Consider the following 19,732-nt stretch of genomic DNA (forward strand, 5'->3'; position numbering starts at 1 on the left):
TTCCATATCGCATCACGCTGGAGGCCCCGTTGTTCGCGTCCGTGGACGATGTCACCGCGCGTCTGGCCGAGACCGGCTATCTCGCCTCGCCCGCGGTGGCCACCACCGTCTTCCTGGCCGCCCGGCTCGGCAAGCCGCTGCTCGTCGAGGGCCCGGCGGGCGTCGGCAAGACCGAACTGGCGAAGGCCGTCGCGGCGATCACCGACGCCCGGCTCGTCCGGCTCCAGTGCTACGAGGGCGTCGACGAGTCCCGCGCGCTGTACGAGTGGAACCACGCGAAGCAGTTGCTGCGGATCACGGCGGGCCGGGACGAGACGTGGGACCAGACGCGTTCGGACATCTTCAGCGAGGAGTACCTGCTGACGCGTCCGCTGCTGACCGCGATCCGGGGCACGGACCCGAAGGTGCTGCTGGTCGACGAGATGGACAAGGCCGACGTCGAGGTGGAGGGCCTGCTCCTGGAGGTGCTCAGCGACTTCCAGGTGACGGTGCCGGAGCTGGGCACGATCACCGCGGAGCGCCGCCCGTTCGTGGTGCTGACCTCGAACGCGTCCCGGGAGCTGTCGGAGGCGCTGCGCCGCCGCTGCCTGTTCCTGCACATCGACTTCCCCGACGCCGACCTGGAGCGCCGGATCGTCGCGCTGAAGGTGCCCGAACTCGACGCGGTGCTGGCCGAGTCACTGGTCCGGGTCGTGGGCGCGCTGCGGGCGATGGACCTGCGCAAGGCGCCGTCGGTCGCGGAGACGGTCGACTGGGCCCGCACGCTCCTCGCGCTGGGCGCGGACCGGCTCGACGAGGAGGTCGTGCGCCAGTCGCTCGGCGTCGTCCTCAAGCACCAGGAGGACGTGCGCACGGCCGCCGCCAAGCTCGACCTGGACGCCGTGTGAGCACCGCCCCGACGGTCGCGGACCGGGTGACCGATCTCGTACGGGCGCTGCGCACGCACGGCGTCCGGATCGGCACGGGCGAGAGCGTGGACGCGGCGCGGGCCGTGGCCGAGCTGGGCCTCGACCACCGGGAGCACCTGCGCGAGGGCCTCGCCGCGGCACTGCTGCACGACCAGGGCCAGCGGGCCGTGTTCGACCCGGTCTTCGAGCTGTACTTCCCGCGCGGGATCGGCGCCCCCGGGCAGCCGGACGAGGGCTTCGACCGGGACGCGCTGCGCGAGCGGCTCGCCGAGGCCCTCGCGGCGAACGACCGGGCGGCGCTCGCCGGTCTCGCGGCGGAGGCGGTGGACGGGCTCGGCGGGTACGGCTCGACGCCGGGTTCGGACGGCTATTCGGCGCACCAGACCCTGGACCGGCTGCGTCCGCAGACCCTGCTGGCCCGGATCATGGCGGGCTCCGGGTCGGCCGCGTCGGGCGCGTTCACCGACCGGATCGCGGCGGACGAGGTCCGGGCCCGGATCGAGGACTTCCGCGAGCTGGTGCGGGCCGAGGCCCGCCGCCGGGTCGCGGAGCGGCGCGGCACGGACGAGATCGCGCGCCGCATGGCGGTGCGCACGGCGGACCGGGCCGACTTCCTGTACGCGGGCAAGGCCCAGCTGGCCGAGCTGCGCCGGGCGGTGCACCCGCTGGCCCGCAAGCTGGCGACCCGGCTCGCGGCGCGCCGGCGCCGGGCGGCCCGCGGCCACATCGACCTGCGCCGCACCCTGCGCGGCTCGCTGTCGACGGGCGGCGTGCCGATGCGCCCGGTCCTGCGCAGACGCCGCCCGGCCCGGCCCGAACTGGTGCTGCTGTGCGATGTGTCGGGCTCGGTCGCGGGTTTTGCGAACTTCACGATGCTGCTCGTCCAGGCCCTGCACGACCAGTTCAGCAAGGTCCGCGTCTTCGCGTTCGTCAACCGGATCGACGAGGTCACCGGGCTCCTGGAGCACGGCACGGCGGACCCGGACGGCCTGGGCGCCCGCATCACGGCGGAGGCGGCGATCACGGGCTGGCACGGCAGCAGCGACTACGGCACGGCGCTGGGCGAGTTCGTCGAGCGCTACGAGGCGGCGGTGGGCCCGCGCACGACGGTGTTCGTCCTCGGCGACGCCCGCAACAACCAGCAGAACCCGAACGTGGCGTCCCTGCGCCGCATCGCCCGCACGGCCCGCCGCACCTACTGGCTGAACCCGGAGCCGACGTCGCTCTGGGACACGGGTGACTCCGCGGCGGGCGTGTACGGGGACGTGGTGCCGATGTACGAGTGCCGCAACGCCCGGCAGTTGAGCGCGCTGGTGGGACGGCTGCTGCCGGTGTGACGCCGCGTCAGCCTCTCCCGGGGGCGAGCACCCCGGCGGCGGTCGCGGCGCGCAGCCAGTCGGGGTACTCCCCCATGAGCCGGTCGTACAGGTCGCCGTCGGGGATCTTCCGGGGGTTCTTGCCGGCCGGGAAGAAGCCCGCGTTGTCGACCACGCGGCGTGCGGGGACGGCCAGTTCGTCGAGCTTGCGCAGGAAGTCGAAGCGGTCGGGGCCGAATCCGACGAACTGCCAGAACAAGGGCAGCCGCGCAGCCCGGCACAGAGTCTGCTCGGCGGCCCGCCGGGAGTCGGGCGAGCCGTCGGTCTGGAAGATGACGAACGCGGGGTGCTCGGTGCCGCTGTCGAGGTAGTGGTCGATGACGGCGTCCATGGCCGCCGCGTAGTCGGTGGTGCCCATGTGGCCGAGACGGTCGTGGAGTCGCGCGACGCGGCCCGCGTAGTCGTCGAGACCGATGTCGACGGCCGGGTGGGCGTGGCTGTCGAAGAAGACGGTCGGCACGATCCCGTCGTCGTCCAGGTTCACGGACAGGCCGAGCGCCTGCTCGGCCAGGTGCTGGACGGTGCCGTCGCGGTAGTACCTGCGCATGCTGCCGGAGCGGTCGAGCACGAGGTACACGGCCGCGCGGCGCCCGGCGAGCCCCTTCTTCTCCAGGGAGACGGCGGCGCTCTTCGCGAGGTCGACGAGCCCCGCCGGCACCTTGTCGAAACTGATCGGCATCCGCGGCTCCTTCGTCTCGGGTGGGCTGGGTGGCCGGATTCGAACCGGCGTCCTCCTCTCATGCTGTGTGAGGCGCGACGACCACTGCGCTACACCCGCCCGCCCGGATCCTACCGAGCCCGTCCGCTCACGTGCGGTGGATCGGCCCCGCCAAGCCGCTCAGCGGCGCGCCCGTTCCGCCCCGGCGGGCCGCGACGATCTCCGCCCCGATCGACACCGCCGTCTCCTCCGGGGTACGGCCGCCGAGGTCGAGCCCGATCGGCGAGCGCAGCCGAGCCAGTTCGGCGTCGGTCAGACCCGCCTCCCGCAGCCGCTCCAGGCGGTCCTCGTGGGTGCGGCGCGAGCCCATCGCGCCGATGAACGCGGCCGGGCGGCGCAGCGCCTCTTCAAGGAGCGGCACGTCGAACTTGGCGTCGTGCGTGAGCACGCACAGCACGGTCCGCTCGTCGGTGTGCGTGGCCCGCAGATAGCGGTCGGGCCACTCGACGACGACCTCGTCCGCCTCCGGGAAGCGCGTCCGGGTCGCGAACACGGCGCGCGCGTCGCACAGCGTCACATGGAAGCCGAGCAGTTTGCCGACCCGGACGAGCGCCCCGGCGAAGTCCACCGCGCCGAACACGATCATCCGCGCCGGCGGCACCGACGACTCCACGAACAGGGCGACGTCGCCGCCGCAGTGCGCCGAGCTCTCCGGCACCGTGCACACCCCGGTCCGCCCGAGGTCGAGCAGCGCGCCGGTCTGCGCGGCGAGCGCGGCGTCGTCCGCCGAGCCCAGGTCACCGGCGGTCGAACCGTCGGGCCGCACCAGGAGCACGCGGCCGTCGGCGGGCAGTTCGCCGGGCCCGTCGAGGACCCGGGCGAGCGCCACCGGTTCGCCCCGCTCGGCAGCGGCGAACGCCTCGGTGAGCGCGGCCCGGCCGGGCGAGTCCGCCCGGACCGGGACGACGTGCACCTCGACGCTGCCGCCGCAGGTGAGCCCCACGGCGAACGCGTCGTCGTCGCTGTACCCGAAGCGCTCGCGCCGCACGGTGCCGTCGCGCAGCGCCTCGGCGCACAGTTCGTACACCGCGCCCTCGACGCAGCCGCCGGACACGGAGCCGATCGCCTCGCCCGCCGCGTCGACGGCCAGGGCCGCGCCGGGCGGCCGGGGCGCGCTGCCGCTCACCGAGACGACGGTGGCGACGGCGAACTCCCGGCCCTGCGCGGCCCATTCACCGAGCGGCCCGGCGAGGTCAAGCATGCGGCGTGTCCCCTCCGGCCTCGGCGAGCAGCACCCGGTCGGGGCGGATCGGCAGGTCGCGGTGGCGGACGCCGGTCGCGTGGTGCACCGCGTTGGCGATGGCGGCGGCGGTGCCGACGATGCCGATCTCGCCGATGCCCTTGATGCCGACGGGGTCGTCGGGGTCCGGGTCGTCGATCCAGGCGGCCTCGATCTCCGGCACGTCCGCGTTGGCGGCGACGTGGTATCCGGCGAAGTCGGCGCCGACGTGCCCGCCGGACGCCTCGTCGCGGACGGCCTCCTCGTGCAGCGCCATCGACAGGCCCCAGGTCATGCCGCCGATCAGCTGGCTGCGCGCGGTGAGGGGGTTGACGATGCGGCCCGCGGCGAAGACGCCGAGCAGCCGCCGGACCCGTACCTCTCCGGTGGTGACGTCGACGGCGACCTCGGCGAACTGGGCGCCGAACGCGTGCCGTTCCTTCTGGGCGAGGGCGGCGATCAGGGCGGCCGTGTCGGTGCGGGCGGTGATGCCCTCGGCGGGGATCTCGACCCCGGCGACGAGCTTCTCGCGCAGTTCCGCGGCGGCGGCCATGACGGCCCAGCCCCAGGAGCGGGTGCCCATGGAGCCGCCGGCGACCCAGGCGGGCCCGAAATCGCTGTCGGCGATCCGCACGTGGACCCGCTCGGGCGTCACGTCGAGGGCGTCGGCGGCGATCGAGGTGAGCGCGGTGCGGGCGCCGGTGCCGACGTCGGCGGCGGTGATCTTCACCGTGAACGTGCCGTCCTGCTCGGCGGTCACGGACGCGGTCGAGGGCGCGGCGTTGGAGGGGAAGGTGGACGCGGCGACGCCGGTGCCGATGAGCCAGCGGCCCTCGCGGCGGGCCCGCGGGCGCGGGTCGCGTTCGCTCCAGCCGAAGCGGCGGGCGCCCTCCTCCAGGCAGCCGAGCAGGTTGCGGCTGCTGAACGGGAGACCGGAGAGCGGTCCGGCCGTCGGTTCGTTGCGCACCCGCAGGGCGATCGGGTCCAGGCCGAGCCGCTCGGCGAGTTCGTCGATCGCGGACTCGACGGCGAAGGAGCCGGGCGCCTCGCCGGGCGCGCGCATCCAGGTCGGGGTCGCCACGTCGACGGGCGTGACCCGGTCGACGGTGCGCAGCGCGTCGGTCGCGTACATGGCGTGCCCGAATCCGGCGCTGGCCTCGACGAACTCGCGCAGGTTCGAGGTCATGCACTGGGCCTCGTGCTCGAAGGCGCGCAGTCGTCCGTCGGCGTCCGCGCCGAGCCGGACCCGCTGGGCGGTGGGGCTGCGGTAGCCGGTGATCGCGAAGACCTGGCGGCGCGTCAGCGAGATCCGTACGGGCCGCTGGAGCTCGGTGGCGGCCATGACGGCGGCGATGTGGTGCGCCCGCAGGCCCTTGGAGCCGAAGGCGCCGCCGACGTGCTCGGAGCGCACGTGCACGGCCTCGGGGTCGAGGGAGAACATCCGGGCGAGGTCGTCGGCGACCCACTTGCTGCCCTGGTTGGCGTCGAAGACCTCCAGGCGACCGCCGTCCCAGCGGACGGTGACCGCGTGCGGCTCCATGGCGCTGTGGTGCTGCTCGGGCGTCGTGTACGCGGCCTCGACGACGACGGCGGAGGCGGCGAGTTCGGCCGCCAGGTCGCCCTTGGAGTCCTCGCGGCCCTCGGGCGTGTAGGTGCCGGGACGGTCCGCGGCGAAGACGACGTCGTGCGGCTCGGTCTCGTAGCGGACGACGAGCGCCTCGGCGGCCTCGCGGGCCTGCTCGGACGTCTCGGCGACGACGAGCGCGACGGGCCAGCCGGCGTGCGGCACCCTGTCGTGCTGGAAGGCCTCGACGATCGGGTCGGGCTGGCCGAGCGCGCCGAAGAACTCGGCGCTGACCCGCGGCGCGTTGCCGTGGTGCAGGACGGTGAGGACGCCGGGCATCGCGCGGACGTCGGCGTCCTCGATCGCCGTGATCCGGCCCCGGGCGATCGTGGACAGGACGAGCCAGCCGTGCGCGAGGTCGGTGAACGGGATCTCGCTCGCGTAGCGGGCCGCGCCGGTGACCTTGGCGTGTCCCTCGATCCGGGTGCGCGCGACGCCGACCGCGTCGGGTTTCGCCGTGGTCGTCATCGGGCGGCCTCCTCGGTGAGTTCGGTGAGCAGCGCCACGACGAGATTACGCATCAGTGGCACCTTGTACGTGTTCTGCGGCAGCGGACGCGCGGCGGCGAGCTCGGCGTCGGCGGCGGCCGCGAAGGTCTCGCCGGTGGCGGGCGCGCCGATGAGGACCTGCTCGGCGGCGCGGGCCCGCCAGGGGCGGGAGGCGACCGCGCCGAACGCGAGCCGGGCGTCCTGCACGACGCCGTCGCGGACGTCGAGCGCGGCGGCGGCGGAGCCGATCGCGAAGGCGTACGAGGCGCGCTCGCGGACCTTGCGGTAGCGGGAGCGGGCGGCGACGGGCGCGGGCGGCAGGACGAGGCCCGTGACGAGCGCGCCGGCCGGCAGGGCGGTCTCCCGGTGCGGGGTGTCGCCGACCGGGCGGTAGAAGTCGGCGAGCGGCAGCTCCCCGGGCCCGTCGGCGGTCTCGTAGGTGACGAGAGCGTCGAAGGCGGCGAGCGCGACGCCCATGTCGGAGGGGTGCACGGCGACGCAGGCGTCGCTCGCGCCGAGGATCGCGGCGTTGCGGTGCTCGCCGGCGAGAGCGGGGCAGCCGCTGCCCGGGTTGCGCTTGTTGCAGGGCTTGGTCACGTCGGTGAAGTAGCCGCAGCGGGTGCGCTGGAGCAGATTGCCGCCGACGGTCGCCATGTTGCGCAGCTGGCCGGAGGCGCCGGCGAGCACGGCCTGAGTCAGGGCGGGGTAGCGGCGGCGCACCTCCGGGTGGGCGGCGAGGTCGCTGTTGGTGACGGTGGCGCCGATGCGCAGGCCGCCGTCGGGCGTCGACTCGACCCGGTCCAGGGGCAGTTCGCGTACGTCGACGAGGGTGGCGGGGCGCTCGACGCCGGCCTTCATCAGGTCGACGAGGTTGGTGCCGCCGCCGAGGAAGCGGGTCTCGGGGTCGGCGCCCGCGAGGGCGACGGCGCCGGACACGTCCTGGGCGCGCTGGTATCCGAACTCCCTCACGCGACGGTCTCCTTCTGGGTCGCTGCGGCGGCCTGGGCGACGGCCTTGACGATGGAGACGTAGGCGCCGCAGCGGCACAGGTTGCCGCTCATGCGCTCGCGGATCTCCTCGGGAGTCAGCGGCGGGGGCGCCGCCTCGGGGCTCACGTCCTCGGTCACGGCGGACGGCCAGCCGGCCGCGTGCTCCTCGATGACGGCGAGCGCGGAGCAGATCTGGCCGGGGGTGCAGTAGCCGCACTGGTAGCCGTCGAGGTCGACGAACGCCTGCTGCACCGGGTGCAGTTCGTCGCCCTCGCCGACGCCCTCGATGGTGGTGATCTCCCGGCCCTCGGCGGCGACGGCGAGCTGCAGACAGGCGACGGTGCGGCGACCGCCGACGAGCACGGTGCAGGCACCGCACTGTCCGTGGTCGCAGCCCTTCTTGGTCCCGGTCAGGTCGAGCCGCTCGCGCAGGGCGTCGAGCAGGGTGGTGCGGTGGTCCACGGGCAGCGTGTGCTTCTCCCCGTTGATCTGCAGGGTGATGACGCTGGACGTGGCGGGGTCGGCCGATGGCATGAACAGCCTTCTTTCGCGGGTCTGTTGCGAGGAGAATCTGCGCATCTGCGCGGTGCGGGGTCGATGGCCGGACGATGGTCGCCCGCCCGGGCCGGGGTTAGAGTGCGGGCTAAGCGGACAGTTGTCCGGTCTGCGGCTCAGTAACGTAATCGACAACTGTCCCGCCCAGCAAGGACGTTTCCGCGCCACGGCCGAAGGAGGAGGCGTGCGGCAGCAGCCGGACAAGAGCCCCGCGCAGCGCGCGGACGCACAGCGCAACCGTGCGCGCATCCTCGAAGTGGCCCTGGCCGAGCTGACGCGGTCGGCGCAGACTCCGCTGAGCACGATCGCCCGGCTGGCGGGGGTCGGCCAGGGCACGTTCTACCGGAACTTCCCGAGCCGTGAGGCGCTCGTCCTGGAGGTGTACCGCTACGAGGTGCAGCAGGTCGCCGACGCGGCCGAGCAGCTCCTGCGGACGCGGGCGCCCGAGGTGGCGCTGCGCGAGTGGATGGACCGGCTGGCCCGGTACGCGATGGCGAAGGCGGGCCTCGCGGAGGCGTTGTGCGCGGCGACGAGTGCGCGCGGCGCGTTCAGATCGCTGGCCCAGGGACCGCTGACGCAGGCACTGGAGCTGCTGCTCGCGGCGAACGACCGCGCGGGCACGATTCGCCCCGGCGTCAGCCCGGACGACTTCATGCTGGCGATCGCCGGGCTGTGGCAGATCGACCCGCATTCGGACTGGGAGCCGCGGGCCGCGCGGTTGCTCGATCTGGTGATGGCGGGGTTGCGAGCGGGGGGCTCCGCCGGTTGAGCGGGGGGTCGGGGGCGCGTCTGCCGTGTCGCGGTGCGTCGCCGGGTGCGGCCCGGTGGGGCTTCTCGCGCCCACGCGGCGGAGCCGCACATCGACTCAGCCCCGCGCCCCTGGGGGGTGCGGCTTCGCCGCTGCCCCTCCCAGGGGCGTACTACGAGCGCGAGCGGGGCTTGCTGCCCCCGCCCCCGTGGGGGGCGCGTCTGCCGTGTTGCGGTGCGTCGCCGGGTGCGGGTTTCGTCGTGGCTGGTCGCGCAGTTCCCCGCGCCCCCTGAAGGCGCACTTCGTGCGCCCCAGGGGGCGCGTCTGCCCTGTCGCGGTACGTCGCCGGGTGCCGCCCGGTGGGGCTTCCCGCGCTCACGCGGCGGAGCCGCATATCGACTCAGCCCCGCGCCCCTGGGCGGTCCTACGAACGCTTGCGGGGCTTGCCGCCTCGGCGGGATCCGGGCTGTTTGGTGGCTGAGCGGGGGCGGGCGGTCGTGGTTGGCTTCTTCTGGAGCTTCTTCTGGGGCTTCTTGTCCTTCTGCGGCTGCTTCTTCTCGGGCTGGGTGCGGCCCCGGGAGCTGTTCACCGTGCGGCCGCGCACGATGCCGATGAAGTCCTCGACCTGGTCGGTGGTGCGCTCCTCCGGCCAGGCGAGCGCCACGGCCGAGCCGGGCGCGTCCGTCACGGTCCGGTAGGTGAGGTCGCGGCGGTGGTGGAGCCGGGCGAGCGACTGCGGCACGAGGAGCAGGCCCACCCCGGCGGCGACGAGCTCGATCGCGTCGGCCGTGGTGGCGGGCCGCTCGAAGGCCGGCTGCCCGGGCGGGCGCTCCCAGTCGAGCACGTCGTCGAGCGGGTGCTGCACGATCTCGTCGGCGAGATCGGCGAGCGTGACCTCCTCGACGGCGGCCACGACGTGGTCCTTGGGCACGACGACGACGGTGGTCTCGGTGTAGAGCGGGATCGCGCTGAAGAACGTGCGGTCCACGGGCAGCCGCACGAGGCCGGCGTCCGCCTCCCCGCCGCGCAGCACGCCGTCCACGTCGGCCGCGGTCGCGGGGACGAGGGTCAGGGGGGTCCCGGGCAGCCGCTCGTTCCAGATCCGCACCCACTTGGCGGGGGCCGCTCCGGGTACGTAGGCGAGCCGGAACCCGGGGGTCGCCGAAGGGTCCGCCGCGGGGGTCTGTTCCGTGCCTGTCACGGAGCCCAGGCTACCCGCCGTGGTCGGAGCTCTCCGCCGCGCTCGATACCCTTGACCTCATGACTTCGCACCAGAGCACCCAGACCATGAAGCCCGCCACCGCGGCGAAGAAGCTGGGTGTGTACCTCGACGCCACCCCCGCAGAGTTCCAGGAGGGTGTCGTCTCGCGCGCCGAGCTGGCCGCGCTGCAGGCCGACCCGCCGCAGTGGCTGAAGACCCTGCGCGCCGAGGGCCCGCACCCGCGCCCGGTGGTCGCGGAGAAGCTGGGCGTCTCCATCGCGGGCCTGGCCCGCGGCGGTGTCACGGAGGCGCTCACCACGGCCCAGATCGCGGCGCTGAAGGACGAGAACCCGGAGTGGCTGCAGAAGGAGCGCGCCACGCAGTCCGAGGTCCGCAAGGAGAACGTCCGCGTGAAGAAGATGCACGCGCAGAAGGCGGAGCGCCAGGGCGGTCAGGACCAGCGCTGAGCCCGGCCGGGGCTCAGGGGCGGGCCCGCGCCACCGGTCTCAGCCGCTCGTCGCGGCGCAGGGCGAGCAGGCCCGCCGGCACGAGCGCGGCGAGCATCGCGAGCGCGGCGGCCGTCCAGCCGCCGGTCTCGATCAGCGGGCTGGCCAGACCGGCGCCCAGCGCGCCGGCGAGGAAGTAGAGCAGGAGATAGACCCCGCTGAGGCTGCCGCCCCGGCGCGGGTCGATCGCGAGGATGCGGGCCTGGTTCGCGGCCTGCGCCGTGAAGCACCCCGCGTCGACGAGGGCAAGCCCGGCGGCGGTCACCGCGGGCCGGTCGAGCCCCGTGCACAGCAGCGCCGCACCGACCGCCGCGACGGCCATGCTTCCGGCGATCACCACGCGCGGCGAGTACCGGTCCCCGAGCCGCCCCGCGACGGGCAGCGCGGCGAAGCCGAGCACCCCGGCGAGGCTGTAGAGCCCGATCGTCCCCGCGTCCAGGCCGTACGGGGGCTGCCCGAGCCGCACGGTGAGCGCCACCCAGACCAGGCTGAACGCGAAGTACCAGAGGCTGCCGTTCAGGACGGCGCGGCGCAGGGCGCGGTGGCGGCGCAGCAGTCCGGGCAGCGCCACGAGCGTCGCGAGGTACGTGCCGGTGGGCGCGGGGCGTTCGGCGGGCAGCCACAGCCGGGCGGCGGCCGCGCAGGCCAGGACGAGCGCGGCGAACACGAGCAGCATCCCGCGCCAGCCGACCGCGTCCGCGAGGGCGCCGCCGACGAGCCGGCTGAGCAGGATCCCGGCGGACATCCCGGCCGCGACCAGGGCGATGGCGTGCCCGCGCCGTCCGGCGGGGGCTCCGCGCCCGGCGATCGTCGAGGCCATGGCGCTGACGCTCGCGCCCGCGCCGATGACGGCGTACGCGAGGAGCAGCAGGGCCGCGTGATGGGCGAGCGAGGCGACGACGAGCCCGGCCGTGAGCAGCAGGAGCTGCCCGGCGACCAGACGCCGGGGCGCGGCCCTGTCGGCGAGCGGGAGCAGGAAGGCGAACCCGGCGATGCAGCCGGCCAGCGCGGCGGTGGTGACGAGTCCGATCGCGGCGGCGGAGGTGCCGGTGTCGCGGGCGACGTCGCCGAGCGCGGGCTGGATCGCGTAGTTGTTGGCGAGCGCCATCCCGGCCGTGCAGGCCAGCAGGCCGACCGCGCCGCGCCGCAGGCTCACGGCGTCTCGCCCCGGACGAGCACGACGGCGTAACGGCACTCGTGTGCCGTGGAGTTGACGAAGACGCAGGGTGCGGGGCGTCCCAGTTCGACGGTGTCCCCCGCGTCCAGTTCGTGCACCGTGTCGCCCTCGTGGAAGGTGAGATGCCCGTCGAGGACCCAGATGATCTGCCGGTGGAACGCGAACGCGGCTGCCGGGTACGGGACTTCGGCGCCGGCGGGCAGCCGGATCTCGGCGACCTCCGCGGGGAAGCCGGGGCCCGAGACCTGCCGACGGGTGTATCCGGTCTCGGGGTCGTTCCACCGCGGCGCGGCATCCGCCCGCCGCACCCGCTCCTCCTGCGCCTCCCCGTCGGGGTCGAGCAGGGTGGCGACGCTCAGCCTGAACGCGGCCGAGAGCTTGCCGAGGACGACGGCGGTGGGGTTGCTCTCGCCGCGCTCGATCCGGTGGATCATCGCCCGTGACACCCCGGACTCCTCGGCGAGCTCCGCCAGCGTCCAGCGCCGCCGGTCCCGCTCGGCGCGGATCCGGGCGCCGATGCGCTCCACCAGAGGGTCTACGATGTTGGACATGAATCCAATATACGAGATCGAGGAGTCCGGGCGGCAGGCGGTGACGGTCCGCCCGGCCCGGGCCACGGACCTGCCCCCCGTCCTGGCCATCCGCAACCACGCCATCGAGCACGGCACGGCGCTGTGGACGGACACCCCGCAGACCCGCGAGGAGGGCGCGGCCTGGCTCGGCGACCACCTGGAGCGCGGTTCGGCGTTCGTCGCGGAGCGCGCGGGCGAGGTGGTCGGCTTCGCGGTCTACGGCCCGTGGAAGGCGTACTCCGGCTTCCGGCACACGGTCGAGAACTCGGTCTACGTGGCCGAGGGGCGGCACGGCCTCGGCATCGGCTCGGCGCTCCTGTCGACGCTGATCACCTCGGCGCGGGCGGCGGACCTGCACGTGATGATCGCCGGCATCGAGGCGAGCAACACGGCGTCGATCCGCCTGCACGCACGCCACGGCTTCGAGCACGCGGGGACGGTGCGGGAGGTGGGCCGCAAGTTCGGCCGCTGGCTGGACCTGACCCTGATGCGCCTGCCGCTCGACGACCCCCCAGAGGTTTCGAACAGCTGAGCCAGGGCGACACTGGACCCACGGACACATCCGGGGGCCGCGCACCGCGCACCCCCGACAAACGGGGGGTCTCGCTCATGGTCTACGGAATCGTCATCCTGGCCGTCCTCGCGCTCGCGGGCGCCGCATGCCTGGTCGCGCTGCGCCACCGGGGCGGCGCGGGCCAGCGGGGCGCGAGCGAAGGCGCCGCGGCGGGGCGGGGCCTGAACGAGGGCGTGTCGGCGTCGAACGCGACGCGCCAGAACATCGGCCCGTCCTGACCCGAACTCCCCGTCGGCGGTGCGGGCACATGGAGCCCGCTTCACGCCGGGCGAGAACCCCGTAGATCGACCACTGACCTGGGGTTCCTTCGCCATACCCTCCATCATTTGAGACGAGACGGGTCGTCTTGTACAGTAGCGGCATGGCTTTCTACTTCTTCCTCTGAGTCCGGGCACGGCGCCCCGTCGCCGTCACCGCCACCCGTGAACACCTCACACCTCAGGGAAGACCCATGCGCGAACGCGCCCGTACCGCCGTGCCCGCCGCCACGGCCCAGCTGTCCGTCAAGAACGTCACGAAGTCCTACGGCACCCGGACCGTCCTCGACCAGGTCACCTTCACCGTCCGCCCGGGCGAGAAGGCAGCCGTCATCGGCGAGAACGGCGCCGGCAAGTCGACCCTCCTGCGGCTGCTCGCCGCCGCCGAGCCGCCGGACGACGGGGAGGTCACCGTCCACTTCCCCGGCGGCACCGGCCACCTCGCCCAGACCCTCGCCCTCTCCCCCGACCGCACCGTGCGGGACGCCGTCGACCTCGCGCGCTGCGCGAACTGCGGGACATGGAGCGGCAGTTGCGCGCGGCGGAGGAGCGGCTCGGCGATGCGACCGAGGACGAGCTGGCCGCGTACGGCGAACTCCTGCTCGCCTACGAGGAGCGCGGCGGGTACGGGGCCGACGTCCGGGTGGACGCCGCTCTGCACGGGCTGGGGCTCGCCGGGGTGACCCGTGAGCGCGTGCTCGGCTCACTGTCCGGCGGTGAGCGGTCCCGGCTCGCCCTCGCCTGCGTGCTGGCCGCCGCGCCCGAACTGCTCCTGCTCGACGAGCCGACCAACCATCTCGACGCGGCGGCCGTGCGCTGGCTCCAGGAGCAGCTGCGCGCCCACCGCGGCACCGTCGTCGCGGTGACCCACGACCGGCTCTTCCTGGAACGCGTCGCCACGACGATTCTGGAGGTCGACCGGGACAGCCGTACGGTGCACCGCTACGGCGACGGCTGGGCCGGCTACCGCGCCGCGAAGGAAGCGGCGCGCCGCCGCGCGGTCCAGGAACACGCCGAGTGGGTCGAGGAGTTGGCCCGCACGGAGGAGCTGGTCGCGGCTGCGGGCAGGCGGCTCGCGACGACCGGCAAGGACCCGGGGCAGAGCTTCGGCAAGCATCGCCGCTCGCACGAGGCGAAGCTCGGCGGCCAGGTGCGGGCGGCCCGCGAACGGCTGGCACAGCTGCGGCGCGCACCCGTGCCCGAGCCCGCGGCCCCGCTCCGGTTCACCGCGGCGCTCGCGACGGAGTCCGCCGCCCGGCCCGGCGAGGACGGCCCGCTCGTCGCACTGGACGACGTCCGGGTCGGCGACCGGCTGCGCCTGGACGGACCGCTGGCCGTCAGCGTCGGGGAGCGACTCCTCGTCACGGGCGCGAACGGGGCCGGGAAGACGACCCTGCTGCGGGTCCTGGCCGGAGACCTCGCGCCGGACGCCGGAACCGTGCGCATCGCGGCCCGAATCGGCTGCCTGGCGCAGGAGTTGCCCGGGCGATCCACCCGGCAGCCGCTGCTCGCCGCGTTCGCGGCCGGGTCGCCCGGTCTGCCGGACGAGCACGCCGAACGGCTGCTCGCCCTCGGCCTGTTCCGCGAGGAGGACCTGCGCGTACCGGTCGCGGAGCTGTCCGCCGGGCAGCAGCGGCGGCTCCAGCTCGCCCGCCTGGTCACGCGTCCCGCCGACGTCCTCGTGCTCGACGAGCCGACGAACCATGTCGCGCTCGACCTCGTGGAGGACCTGGAGGCGGCGCTGGCCGTGTATCCGGGCGCGGTCGTCGTGGTCTCGCACGACCACGCCTTCCGCGAACGGTTCCCCGGCCGCCGGCTCGCGCTGAGCGCCGGCCGCCCGGCCTGACCTCAGGACCCGAGGCCGGCGGTCCGCTCGTCCAGGAGCCCCGCCGACCGGAGGTCGGACCAGAGGCCGTCCGGGATCTCCGTGGCGTACGCGGCGAGGTCGCGGCGTACCTCGTCCGCGCTGCGCATGCCGACGACGACGCCGGCGACGGCGGGGTGGAGCAGCGGGAAGGCCAGGGCCGCCTGCGGGACCGTCACGCCGTGGGCGGCGCAGACATCGGCGATGCGGTGGGTCCGGGCGCGGAGTTCGGGAGTGGCGGGGCCGTAGTCGTACCGGGCGTCCTCGGCGGGGCGGTCGGTGGCCAGCAGGCCGGAGTTGAAGACGGAGGCGGCCAGGACGGAGACGCCGCGTGCGGCGCAGGCGGGCAGCAGTTCGTCCAGGGCGCTGTGGTCGAGGAGGGTGTAGCGGCCGGACAGCATCACGACGTCCGCGTCGGTCTCGCGCACCAGCCGAGTCAGCTTGCCGGGGTCGTACATGCCCGCGCCGATCGCCCCGACCACGCCCTGGGCGCGCAGTTCGGCCAGCGCCGGATAACCGGTGTGCAGTGCCTCCTCGAAATGTTCCTCCGCGTCGTGCAGATACAGCACGTCGACGCGGTCGAGGCCGAGCCGGGCCAGGGAGTCCTCGACGCTGCGCAGGACGCCGTCGCGGGAGAAGTCCCAGACCCGGCGGTGGGTGGCCGGCACCACGAACCGTTCGTCGGTGCGGCCGCCCGCTTCCTGCGGCACCAGCAGCCGGCCCACCTTGGTGGACAGGGTGAACGCGGTCCGTTCCTTGCCGCGCAGGAAGGCGCCGGTGCGGCGTTCGGACTGGCCGATGCCGTAGTGGGGCGAGGTGTCGAAGGAGCGGACGCCGCCGTCCCAGGCGGCGGCCAGGGCCCCCGCCGCCGTGTCGTCGTCCAGCGCGGCGAACAGGCCGCCCAACGGGCCGCCGCCGAAGCCGAGTTCCGTGACCTCGACCGCGGTGCGCCCGAGTCGTCGTGTCCGCATGTCTCTCCGTCCGGCCGAGTGGGCGTTCGCCGACGACGTCGACCCTAGCCCTACGACGGCCCTACGACGCGGCGCCGGTCAGCGACAGGAACTCGCTGCCCGAGCGGGCGTCGGAGCGGAGGAGGCCCAGGATGCGTGAGCCGGGCAGGTGGCCGACGCGGGCGGTGCCGGTGAAGGCCAGGGAACTGGGCGAGACGCCCACCCGGCTCCGGCTCCGCACCTGCCCCTTCCACCCACTGGGCGCGAAGGCCCCGGACCTGGTGTGCGGCATGAATCAGGCGTTCCTCGGCGGCTGCCTGGAGGGCCTTCAGGTCAGCGGCATCGAGGCGGTGCTCGCCCCGGAGCCCGGCGAATGCTGTGTCCGTCTGATGCCGAGCACGCCGGACGCGGAGCGGGAGCCGGGACCGTCCGGGCCGCCCCACGCCTAGGGTGATCGCGTGGACGTCTCAGAGTTGTGGGCCGGGCAGACCGCGCTGCGCGCCGAAGCGGAACAGGTGTACCGCGCCCTCGGCCTCGACGACGCGCTGCCGCGCGTCGGCGCGCCGGCCGTCGTCGGGAGCGCGGCGCTGGGCCTGATGGTCCGCCGGGATCTCGACGTGGACGTGACGTGCGCGCGCCTCGACGCGGCGGCCGTCGCCGCCGTGGCCGCGATCGGGGCGGATCTCGCGACGCGTCCGCACGTCCGTCTCGTGACCTTCCGCAACGACTGCGGGACCTGGAACCGCGAACCCGACACCTACCCCGACGGCCTGTACCTCGGGGTGGAGTGCCGGGCGCCCTCGTCCGGGGCGCTGTGGAACCTGGACCTCTGGTTCCTGGACGCGCCCGAGCGGCAGCCGTCGACCGCTCATCTCACCACTCTGCGCCCGCGCCTGACGGACGAGACCCGTGCGGCGATCATCGCGATCAAGCAGGCGTGGGCCGGACGATCCGAGTACGGGAGGACGGTCAGGAGCATCGACGTCTACGGGGCGGTGCTTGACGACGGTGTGCGGGACCCCGCCGGGTTCGCGCACTGGCTCGCCGCCCGGCGCGGGGGCGCCTAGGCGCTCGTACGCGTCGCGTGCATCTCCTGGAAGAACGTGAACTCGCCGTCGGGGCCCGCGCTGTAGCCCTTCCAGTGGAACGAGGTGGGGGTGACGTCGGTGAACGTCCAGCGGGAGCGCCTGCCTTCGGCGTCCGTGCCTTCCTGGATCATTCCGCCGGCGCCGTCGGAGCGGCCGGTCTGCTGGAAGTAGGACGGCAGCTTGGGCGAGATCCACGTGATCGTCCACAGCCCGGTGTTGACGTCGTACATGCGGACGGTGGTGCCGGGATAGGGGCCCATGAAGTCGGGGCAGTGGAGCACGTCCTGCACCACCCGGCCGCCGAGCGCCCACCCGAAGCGCCACTCCCCCGCGGCGGTGCGCCACTCGCCGTCGGGGAACCGGTAGCGGTTGCTGATCTTCCACGTCCCGACCAGCCGGCCGTAGAGCATCATCGCCTCGGCGTGCTCCGGGTCCGGGCCGTCCGCCGAGAGGAGGTCCAGCATCGCGTCACGGGCGGGCGGGGACACGTTCATCGGGCTCACACCTTCGGCCGGGAGATCTGGGAGTACGCGTTCGACCGGCAGAGAATAGCTCGCCGCTCAGGGCGAGTTGCTCAGTCCGACAGGTCCCACATCAGCCGGTAGTACGTGATCCGCTCCGGGTCGGCTTCGATCCCGTACGCGTCGAGGAGCGGCTCCTCCCAGCCCGGGCCGTAGTTCCACCGCGTGCTCCACGTGGCGACGGCGAGATCGGCCCAGGGGTCGGCGACGCCGAGCGTGCCGAGGTCGACGTGGCCGCTGGGCGTGCCGTCGTCGGCGACCAGGGTGTTGGGGGCGCACGCGTCGCCGTGGCAGACGACGAGCCGGTCGGCGGGCGGGATGTCGGCGAGCACGTCGAGCGCCCGCTCGACCGTGCCGAGGTGCCGCAGGTCCGGGTGCCGGTCGGCCGGATCGATCCGGCCGGCCGCGGCGCGGGCGCGCACCCGCTCCAGCCGCTTCTCGGCGGACCAGTCGAAGGGGCAGTCCGCGACGGGCAGCGTGTCGTGGAGTGCCCGCAGCCCGGAGCCGACCGCGCGGACGGCGGTGGCGGGGTCGCGCATCCAGTGCTCGTCCACCGCGGAGCGCCCCGGCAGGCCCTGGGTGAGGATCCAGGTCCCGGTGTCGTCGGCGCCCTCGGCGAGCACGCGCGGCACCACGGTGTGCGCCGACGCCCACCGCAGCCGTGCCGTCTCGGCCCCGAGGTCGATGCCGCTGCCGTGCGGCGTCCATTTCACGAACTGCCGCGCGTCGCCGAGCCCCACTTGGAACGTCAGCCCGCCGACCCCGTTCTCCCAGACCGCCCGCACGGGCCGGCCCGCCGCGAGTTCGGTGACGAAGGGCGGAGTCTCTACGGGTTCGCGGGGCGCGGAGGCGATCATCGGGCCATTGTCGTCGACGGGCGGTGCCGGGGTCCCGCCCCTGCGGCGAGACCCCGGCACCCTGTTCAGCCCCAGAGGCCGAGGGCGAACTCCGCCGCCACCGTGGACAGGACGAACGACGCGATGATCGCCGTCGTGCCCACGGGGACGATCTTCCAGCCGATCTTCCTCAGCATCGGGAGGTCCTTGCCGAGGCTCAGGCCCGCGATGGTCAGGAGCATCGTGATGACCGAGAGGATGTCGACGCTCCCGCCGATCCGGGACAGCCATCCCGCGACCGGCGACACCGGCGAGGTGAGGAGCGCGCCGAGCGTGATGACGACGACGATCGCGGGGAGCCGGCCCCGGGTCACCCGGGAGACGCCCAGGCCCGCCAGGACGAGCCCGGCGAGGACCCCGTAGCAGGCGAGCATCGACCAGGTGAAGCCGTGCGCGGCGACGGCCGCGACGACCAGACCGATGCCGACCACGATGCTCGTGGTGGTCCACAGCGGCAGCCGTGTGGTCGGCCGCGCGAGGATCTGCTCGGCGTCGGCGGCCAGTTCCGCGGATTCCGTCTCCGTCTGCGGCTCCGTCTGCGGCGCGGTCTGCGCCACGGCCTTCGACCCGGCCTTCGGCTTGCGGCCGGGCAGTACGGCGTCCTTGTCGCGGGTCAGCAGCCGGTAGCAGCGGTCGGCGAGCGGCAGGGAGACCCAGACGCCGATGTAGAGGCCGAGGACGCTGGTGATCAGGTTCGACGTGGAGGCGAGGGCGAGCGCCTGCTCCGACATCTCGGGGTGCACGGCGACGATCGACGCGGCGCCCGCGGCCATCATCGACGAGGAGCCGATGCCGGAGCCCATGGCCAGGGCGCGCGGGTCGAAGATGCCGAGGGACGCGGCGAGCGAGGCGACGAGGCTGACGACGAGCGCGCCGAAGATCGTGCCGTACACGTACATCGACAGCACGCCGCGGTACTGCGGCGAGTCGGCGCCGTAGCGCTCGCTCACCATCGCGAAGGACGTCTCACGGTCGATGGAGAAGGTGGCGCCGATGGTCGCGGGGCCCATGCGCAGCAGCACGGCGAGCGGGAGGGCGACGAGGATCGTGCCGAACAGGTGACCCGCTTCCTGGAGGAGCAGCGCGGGTCCGGCGTCGAGCAGCAGGGGGATGCTGGGGCCGATGGTAAACGCGAGGCGGGCGCCCAGGACGAGCACCGCGATGCCCATGATCACGTTGGCGGCCTGCTGGAGGTCGACGGGCAGCGGCCTGATCCGCTGACCCGACGTGATGCCACCGGCCAGCAGACCCCAGATCATCGGAAGGAGCGTGACCGCCGCGACGCCGACCGGGACGACGATCGGCCCGATCGCCTGGGCGGCCGACGCGAACACGACGGCGAACCCGATGAGGACCCAGAGGCGGGCGTCGCGCAGAGTGAGCCGTACTGCGGCCGCGGCGCCCTGTGCACTGCTCACGGCGGCGGTTTCCTTGAGGGTGGGGTTGGTGCTCATTCATTGTCTCCTGGCTGGGAGGCAGGTGATTCCGGTGAGGGGACCGG

21 protein-coding genes, 1 tRNA gene and 1 pseudogene are annotated in these 19,732 nt (G+C 74.1%); 9 read left to right on the forward strand and 14 right to left on the reverse strand.

Going from position 1 to position 19,732, the window contains the following annotated elements:
* Window positions 1–17 precede the first annotated feature (17 nt).
* Together ACZ4E1_RS24850 and ACZ4E1_RS24855 are read left to right on the forward strand one after the other, a co-directional pair.
* The gene (locus ACZ4E1_RS24850) at window positions 18–887 is read left to right on the forward strand and encodes an AAA family ATPase (protein WP_467543249.1); all 870 of its coding nucleotides are present in this window, start codon (window positions 18–20) and stop codon (window positions 885–887) included.
* Window positions 884–2,245, forward strand: a complete 1,362-nt coding sequence (locus ACZ4E1_RS24855) for a vWA domain-containing protein (RefSeq protein WP_467542693.1) — start codon at window positions 884–886, stop codon at window positions 2,243–2,245. The genes ACZ4E1_RS24850 and ACZ4E1_RS24855 overlap by 4 nt, the downstream gene beginning before the upstream one ends.
* A gap of 7 nt (window positions 2,246–2,252) precedes the next feature.
* Here ACZ4E1_RS24855 and ACZ4E1_RS24860 read toward each other — a convergent pair whose 3' ends face one another.
* The 6 genes from ACZ4E1_RS24860 to ACZ4E1_RS24885 form a co-directional block, all read right to left on the reverse strand.
* Window positions 2,253–2,963 (reverse strand): VWA domain-containing protein, encoded by a 711-nt coding sequence (locus ACZ4E1_RS24860; RefSeq protein WP_467542695.1) that lies wholly within the window; start codon window positions 2,961–2,963, stop codon window positions 2,253–2,255.
* Window positions 2,964–2,986: 23 nt separating this feature from the next.
* A tRNA-Leu gene (locus ACZ4E1_RS24865) sits at window positions 2,987–3,062 on the reverse strand.
* A gap of 28 nt (window positions 3,063–3,090) precedes the next feature.
* Window positions 3,091–4,203 carry an XdhC family protein gene (locus ACZ4E1_RS24870; RefSeq protein WP_467542697.1) on the reverse strand — a complete coding sequence of 371 codons (1,113 nt, stop codon included), beginning with the start codon at window positions 4,201–4,203 and terminating at the stop codon, window positions 3,091–3,093.
* Entirely contained in the window at window positions 4,196–6,313 is a 2,118-nt protein-coding gene (locus ACZ4E1_RS24875) for a xanthine dehydrogenase family protein molybdopterin-binding subunit (RefSeq protein ID WP_467542698.1), read from the reverse strand. Before ACZ4E1_RS24875 ends, ACZ4E1_RS24870 begins: the two co-directional genes overlap by 8 nt.
* The gene (locus ACZ4E1_RS24880; protein ID WP_467542701.1) at window positions 6,310–7,302 is read right to left on the reverse strand and encodes an FAD binding domain-containing protein; all 993 of its coding nucleotides are present in this window, start codon (window positions 7,300–7,302) and stop codon (window positions 6,310–6,312) included. Before ACZ4E1_RS24880 ends, ACZ4E1_RS24875 begins: the two co-directional genes overlap by 4 nt.
* Window positions 7,299–7,856, reverse strand: coding sequence for a 2Fe-2S iron-sulfur cluster-binding protein (locus ACZ4E1_RS24885; RefSeq protein ID WP_467542703.1), 558 nt, complete (start codon window positions 7,854–7,856; stop codon window positions 7,299–7,301). The genes ACZ4E1_RS24880 and ACZ4E1_RS24885 overlap by 4 nt, the downstream gene beginning before the upstream one ends.
* A gap of 205 nt (window positions 7,857–8,061) precedes the next feature.
* Here ACZ4E1_RS24885 and ACZ4E1_RS24890 point away from each other — a divergent pair, with 205 nt between their 5' ends.
* Window positions 8,062–8,646 (forward strand): TetR/AcrR family transcriptional regulator, encoded by a 585-nt coding sequence (locus tag ACZ4E1_RS24890; RefSeq protein WP_467542705.1) that lies wholly within the window; start codon window positions 8,062–8,064, stop codon window positions 8,644–8,646.
* A gap of 403 nt (window positions 8,647–9,049) precedes the next feature.
* Here the strand turns inward: ACZ4E1_RS24890 and ACZ4E1_RS24895 are convergent, their stop codons facing one another.
* On the reverse strand, window positions 9,050–9,826 hold the full coding sequence (locus tag ACZ4E1_RS24895; RefSeq protein ID WP_467542707.1) for a LysR family transcriptional regulator substrate-binding protein: 777 nt from the start codon (window positions 9,824–9,826) through the stop codon (window positions 9,050–9,052).
* Between the two features lie 59 nt (window positions 9,827–9,885).
* Here ACZ4E1_RS24895 and ACZ4E1_RS24900 point away from each other — a divergent pair, with 59 nt between their 5' ends.
* Window positions 9,886–10,293, forward strand: a complete 408-nt coding sequence (locus tag ACZ4E1_RS24900; protein ID WP_467542709.1) for a DUF5997 family protein — start codon at window positions 9,886–9,888, stop codon at window positions 10,291–10,293.
* A gap of 13 nt (window positions 10,294–10,306) precedes the next feature.
* Here ACZ4E1_RS24900 and ACZ4E1_RS24905 read toward each other — a convergent pair whose 3' ends face one another.
* Window positions 10,307–11,488 (reverse strand): MFS transporter, encoded by a 1,182-nt coding sequence (locus ACZ4E1_RS24905; RefSeq protein ID WP_467542711.1) that lies wholly within the window; start codon window positions 11,486–11,488, stop codon window positions 10,307–10,309.
* Window positions 11,485–12,060 carry a helix-turn-helix domain-containing protein gene (locus tag ACZ4E1_RS24910; protein ID WP_467542713.1) on the reverse strand — a complete coding sequence of 192 codons (576 nt, stop codon included), beginning with the start codon at window positions 12,058–12,060 and terminating at the stop codon, window positions 11,485–11,487. Before ACZ4E1_RS24910 ends, ACZ4E1_RS24905 begins: the two co-directional genes overlap by 4 nt.
* On the opposite strand from ACZ4E1_RS24910, the gene ACZ4E1_RS24915 reads away from it, so the two are divergent.
* The 3 genes and pseudogenes from ACZ4E1_RS24915 (at window position 12,059) to abc-f (ending at window position 14,758) form a co-directional block, all read left to right on the forward strand.
* Complete coding sequence (locus ACZ4E1_RS24915; RefSeq protein ID WP_467542715.1) at window positions 12,059–12,613, forward strand: GNAT family N-acetyltransferase; 555 nt, start codon at window positions 12,059–12,061, stop codon at window positions 12,611–12,613. The genes ACZ4E1_RS24910 and ACZ4E1_RS24915 overlap by 2 nt on opposite strands.
* Before the next feature lie 77 nt (window positions 12,614–12,690).
* Window positions 12,691–12,873 (forward strand): hypothetical protein, encoded by a 183-nt coding sequence (locus ACZ4E1_RS24920; RefSeq protein ID WP_467542717.1) that lies wholly within the window; start codon window positions 12,691–12,693, stop codon window positions 12,871–12,873.
* 233 nt (window positions 12,874–13,106) lie between these two features.
* Window positions 13,107–14,758, forward strand: a pseudogene (gene abc-f, locus ACZ4E1_RS24925) (ribosomal protection-like ABC-F family protein).
* A 2-nt stretch (window positions 14,759–14,760) separates the two neighbouring features.
* Here abc-f and ACZ4E1_RS24930 read toward each other — a convergent pair.
* Both ACZ4E1_RS24930 and ACZ4E1_RS24935 read right to left on the reverse strand, forming a co-directional pair.
* Entirely contained in the window at window positions 14,761–15,747 is a 987-nt protein-coding gene (locus ACZ4E1_RS24930) for an aldo/keto reductase (protein ID WP_467542719.1), read from the reverse strand.
* A gap of 61 nt (window positions 15,748–15,808) precedes the next feature.
* Window positions 15,809–16,018, reverse strand: coding sequence for a hypothetical protein (locus ACZ4E1_RS24935; RefSeq protein WP_467542721.1), 210 nt, complete (start codon window positions 16,016–16,018; stop codon window positions 15,809–15,811).
* Between ACZ4E1_RS24935 and ACZ4E1_RS24940 the strand changes: the two genes are divergently transcribed.
* Together ACZ4E1_RS24940 and ACZ4E1_RS24945 are read left to right on the forward strand one after the other, a co-directional pair.
* Window positions 16,017–16,175 (forward strand): hypothetical protein, encoded by a 159-nt coding sequence (locus ACZ4E1_RS24940; RefSeq protein ID WP_467542723.1) that lies wholly within the window; start codon window positions 16,017–16,019, stop codon window positions 16,173–16,175. The genes ACZ4E1_RS24935 and ACZ4E1_RS24940 overlap by 2 nt on opposite strands.
* A 9-nt stretch (window positions 16,176–16,184) precedes the next feature.
* Complete coding sequence (locus tag ACZ4E1_RS24945; RefSeq protein ID WP_467542725.1) at window positions 16,185–16,793, forward strand: hypothetical protein; 609 nt, start codon at window positions 16,185–16,187, stop codon at window positions 16,791–16,793.
* Here ACZ4E1_RS24945 and ACZ4E1_RS24950 read toward each other — a convergent pair.
* From ACZ4E1_RS24950 to ACZ4E1_RS24960, 3 genes are all read right to left on the reverse strand, one after another.
* On the reverse strand, window positions 16,790–17,308 hold the full coding sequence (locus ACZ4E1_RS24950; RefSeq protein WP_467542727.1) for a hypothetical protein: 519 nt from the start codon (window positions 17,306–17,308) through the stop codon (window positions 16,790–16,792). The genes ACZ4E1_RS24945 and ACZ4E1_RS24950 overlap by 4 nt on opposite strands.
* 80 nt (window positions 17,309–17,388) lie before the next feature.
* Window positions 17,389–18,192 carry a phosphotransferase gene (locus ACZ4E1_RS24955; protein WP_467542729.1) on the reverse strand — a complete coding sequence of 268 codons (804 nt, stop codon included), beginning with the start codon at window positions 18,190–18,192 and terminating at the stop codon, window positions 17,389–17,391.
* 65 nt (window positions 18,193–18,257) lie between these two features.
* Window positions 18,258–19,685 (reverse strand): DUF3100 domain-containing protein, encoded by a 1,428-nt coding sequence (locus tag ACZ4E1_RS24960; protein WP_467542731.1) that lies wholly within the window; start codon window positions 19,683–19,685, stop codon window positions 18,258–18,260.
* Window positions 19,686–19,732: the final 47 nt, after the last annotated feature.

Source organism: Streptomyces sp. NPDC025806 (assembly GCF_055558275.1).

Coding starts and splice junctions, on each gene's coding strand:
- ACZ4E1_RS24935 (WP_467542721.1), bottom strand. CDS start 16,018: ATGCCGCACACCAGGTCCGGGGCCTTCGCGCCCAGTGGGTGGAAGGGG.
- ACZ4E1_RS24920 (WP_467542717.1), top strand. CDS start 12,691: ATGGTCTACGGAATCGTCATCCTGGCCGTCCTCGCGCTCGCGGGCGCC.
- ACZ4E1_RS24950 (WP_467542727.1), bottom strand. CDS start 17,308: ATGAACGTGTCCCCGCCCGCCCGTGACGCGATGCTGGACCTCCTCTCG.
- ACZ4E1_RS24860 (WP_467542695.1), bottom strand. CDS start 2,963: ATGCCGATCAGTTTCGACAAGGTGCCGGCGGGGCTCGTCGACCTCGCG.
- ACZ4E1_RS24910 (WP_467542713.1), bottom strand. CDS start 12,060: ATGTCCAACATCGTAGACCCTCTGGTGGAGCGCATCGGCGCCCGGATC.
- ACZ4E1_RS24900 (WP_467542709.1), top strand. CDS start 9,886: ATGACTTCGCACCAGAGCACCCAGACCATGAAGCCCGCCACCGCGGCG.
- ACZ4E1_RS24915 (WP_467542715.1), top strand. CDS start 12,059: ATGAATCCAATATACGAGATCGAGGAGTCCGGGCGGCAGGCGGTGACG.
- ACZ4E1_RS24940 (WP_467542723.1), top strand. CDS start 16,017: ATGAATCAGGCGTTCCTCGGCGGCTGCCTGGAGGGCCTTCAGGTCAGC.
- ACZ4E1_RS24875 (WP_467542698.1), bottom strand. CDS start 6,313: ATGACGACCACGGCGAAACCCGACGCGGTCGGCGTCGCGCGCACCCGG.
- ACZ4E1_RS24930 (WP_467542719.1), bottom strand. CDS start 15,747: ATGCGGACACGACGACTCGGGCGCACCGCGGTCGAGGTCACGGAACTC.
- ACZ4E1_RS24885 (WP_467542703.1), bottom strand. CDS start 7,856: ATGCCATCGGCCGACCCCGCCACGTCCAGCGTCATCACCCTGCAGATC.
- ACZ4E1_RS24960 (WP_467542731.1), bottom strand. CDS start 19,685: ATGAGCACCAACCCCACCCTCAAGGAAACCGCCGCCGTGAGCAGTGCA.
- ACZ4E1_RS24955 (WP_467542729.1), bottom strand. CDS start 18,192: ATGATCGCCTCCGCGCCCCGCGAACCCGTAGAGACTCCGCCCTTCGTC.
- ACZ4E1_RS24870 (WP_467542697.1), bottom strand. CDS start 4,203: ATGCTTGACCTCGCCGGGCCGCTCGGTGAATGGGCCGCGCAGGGCCGG.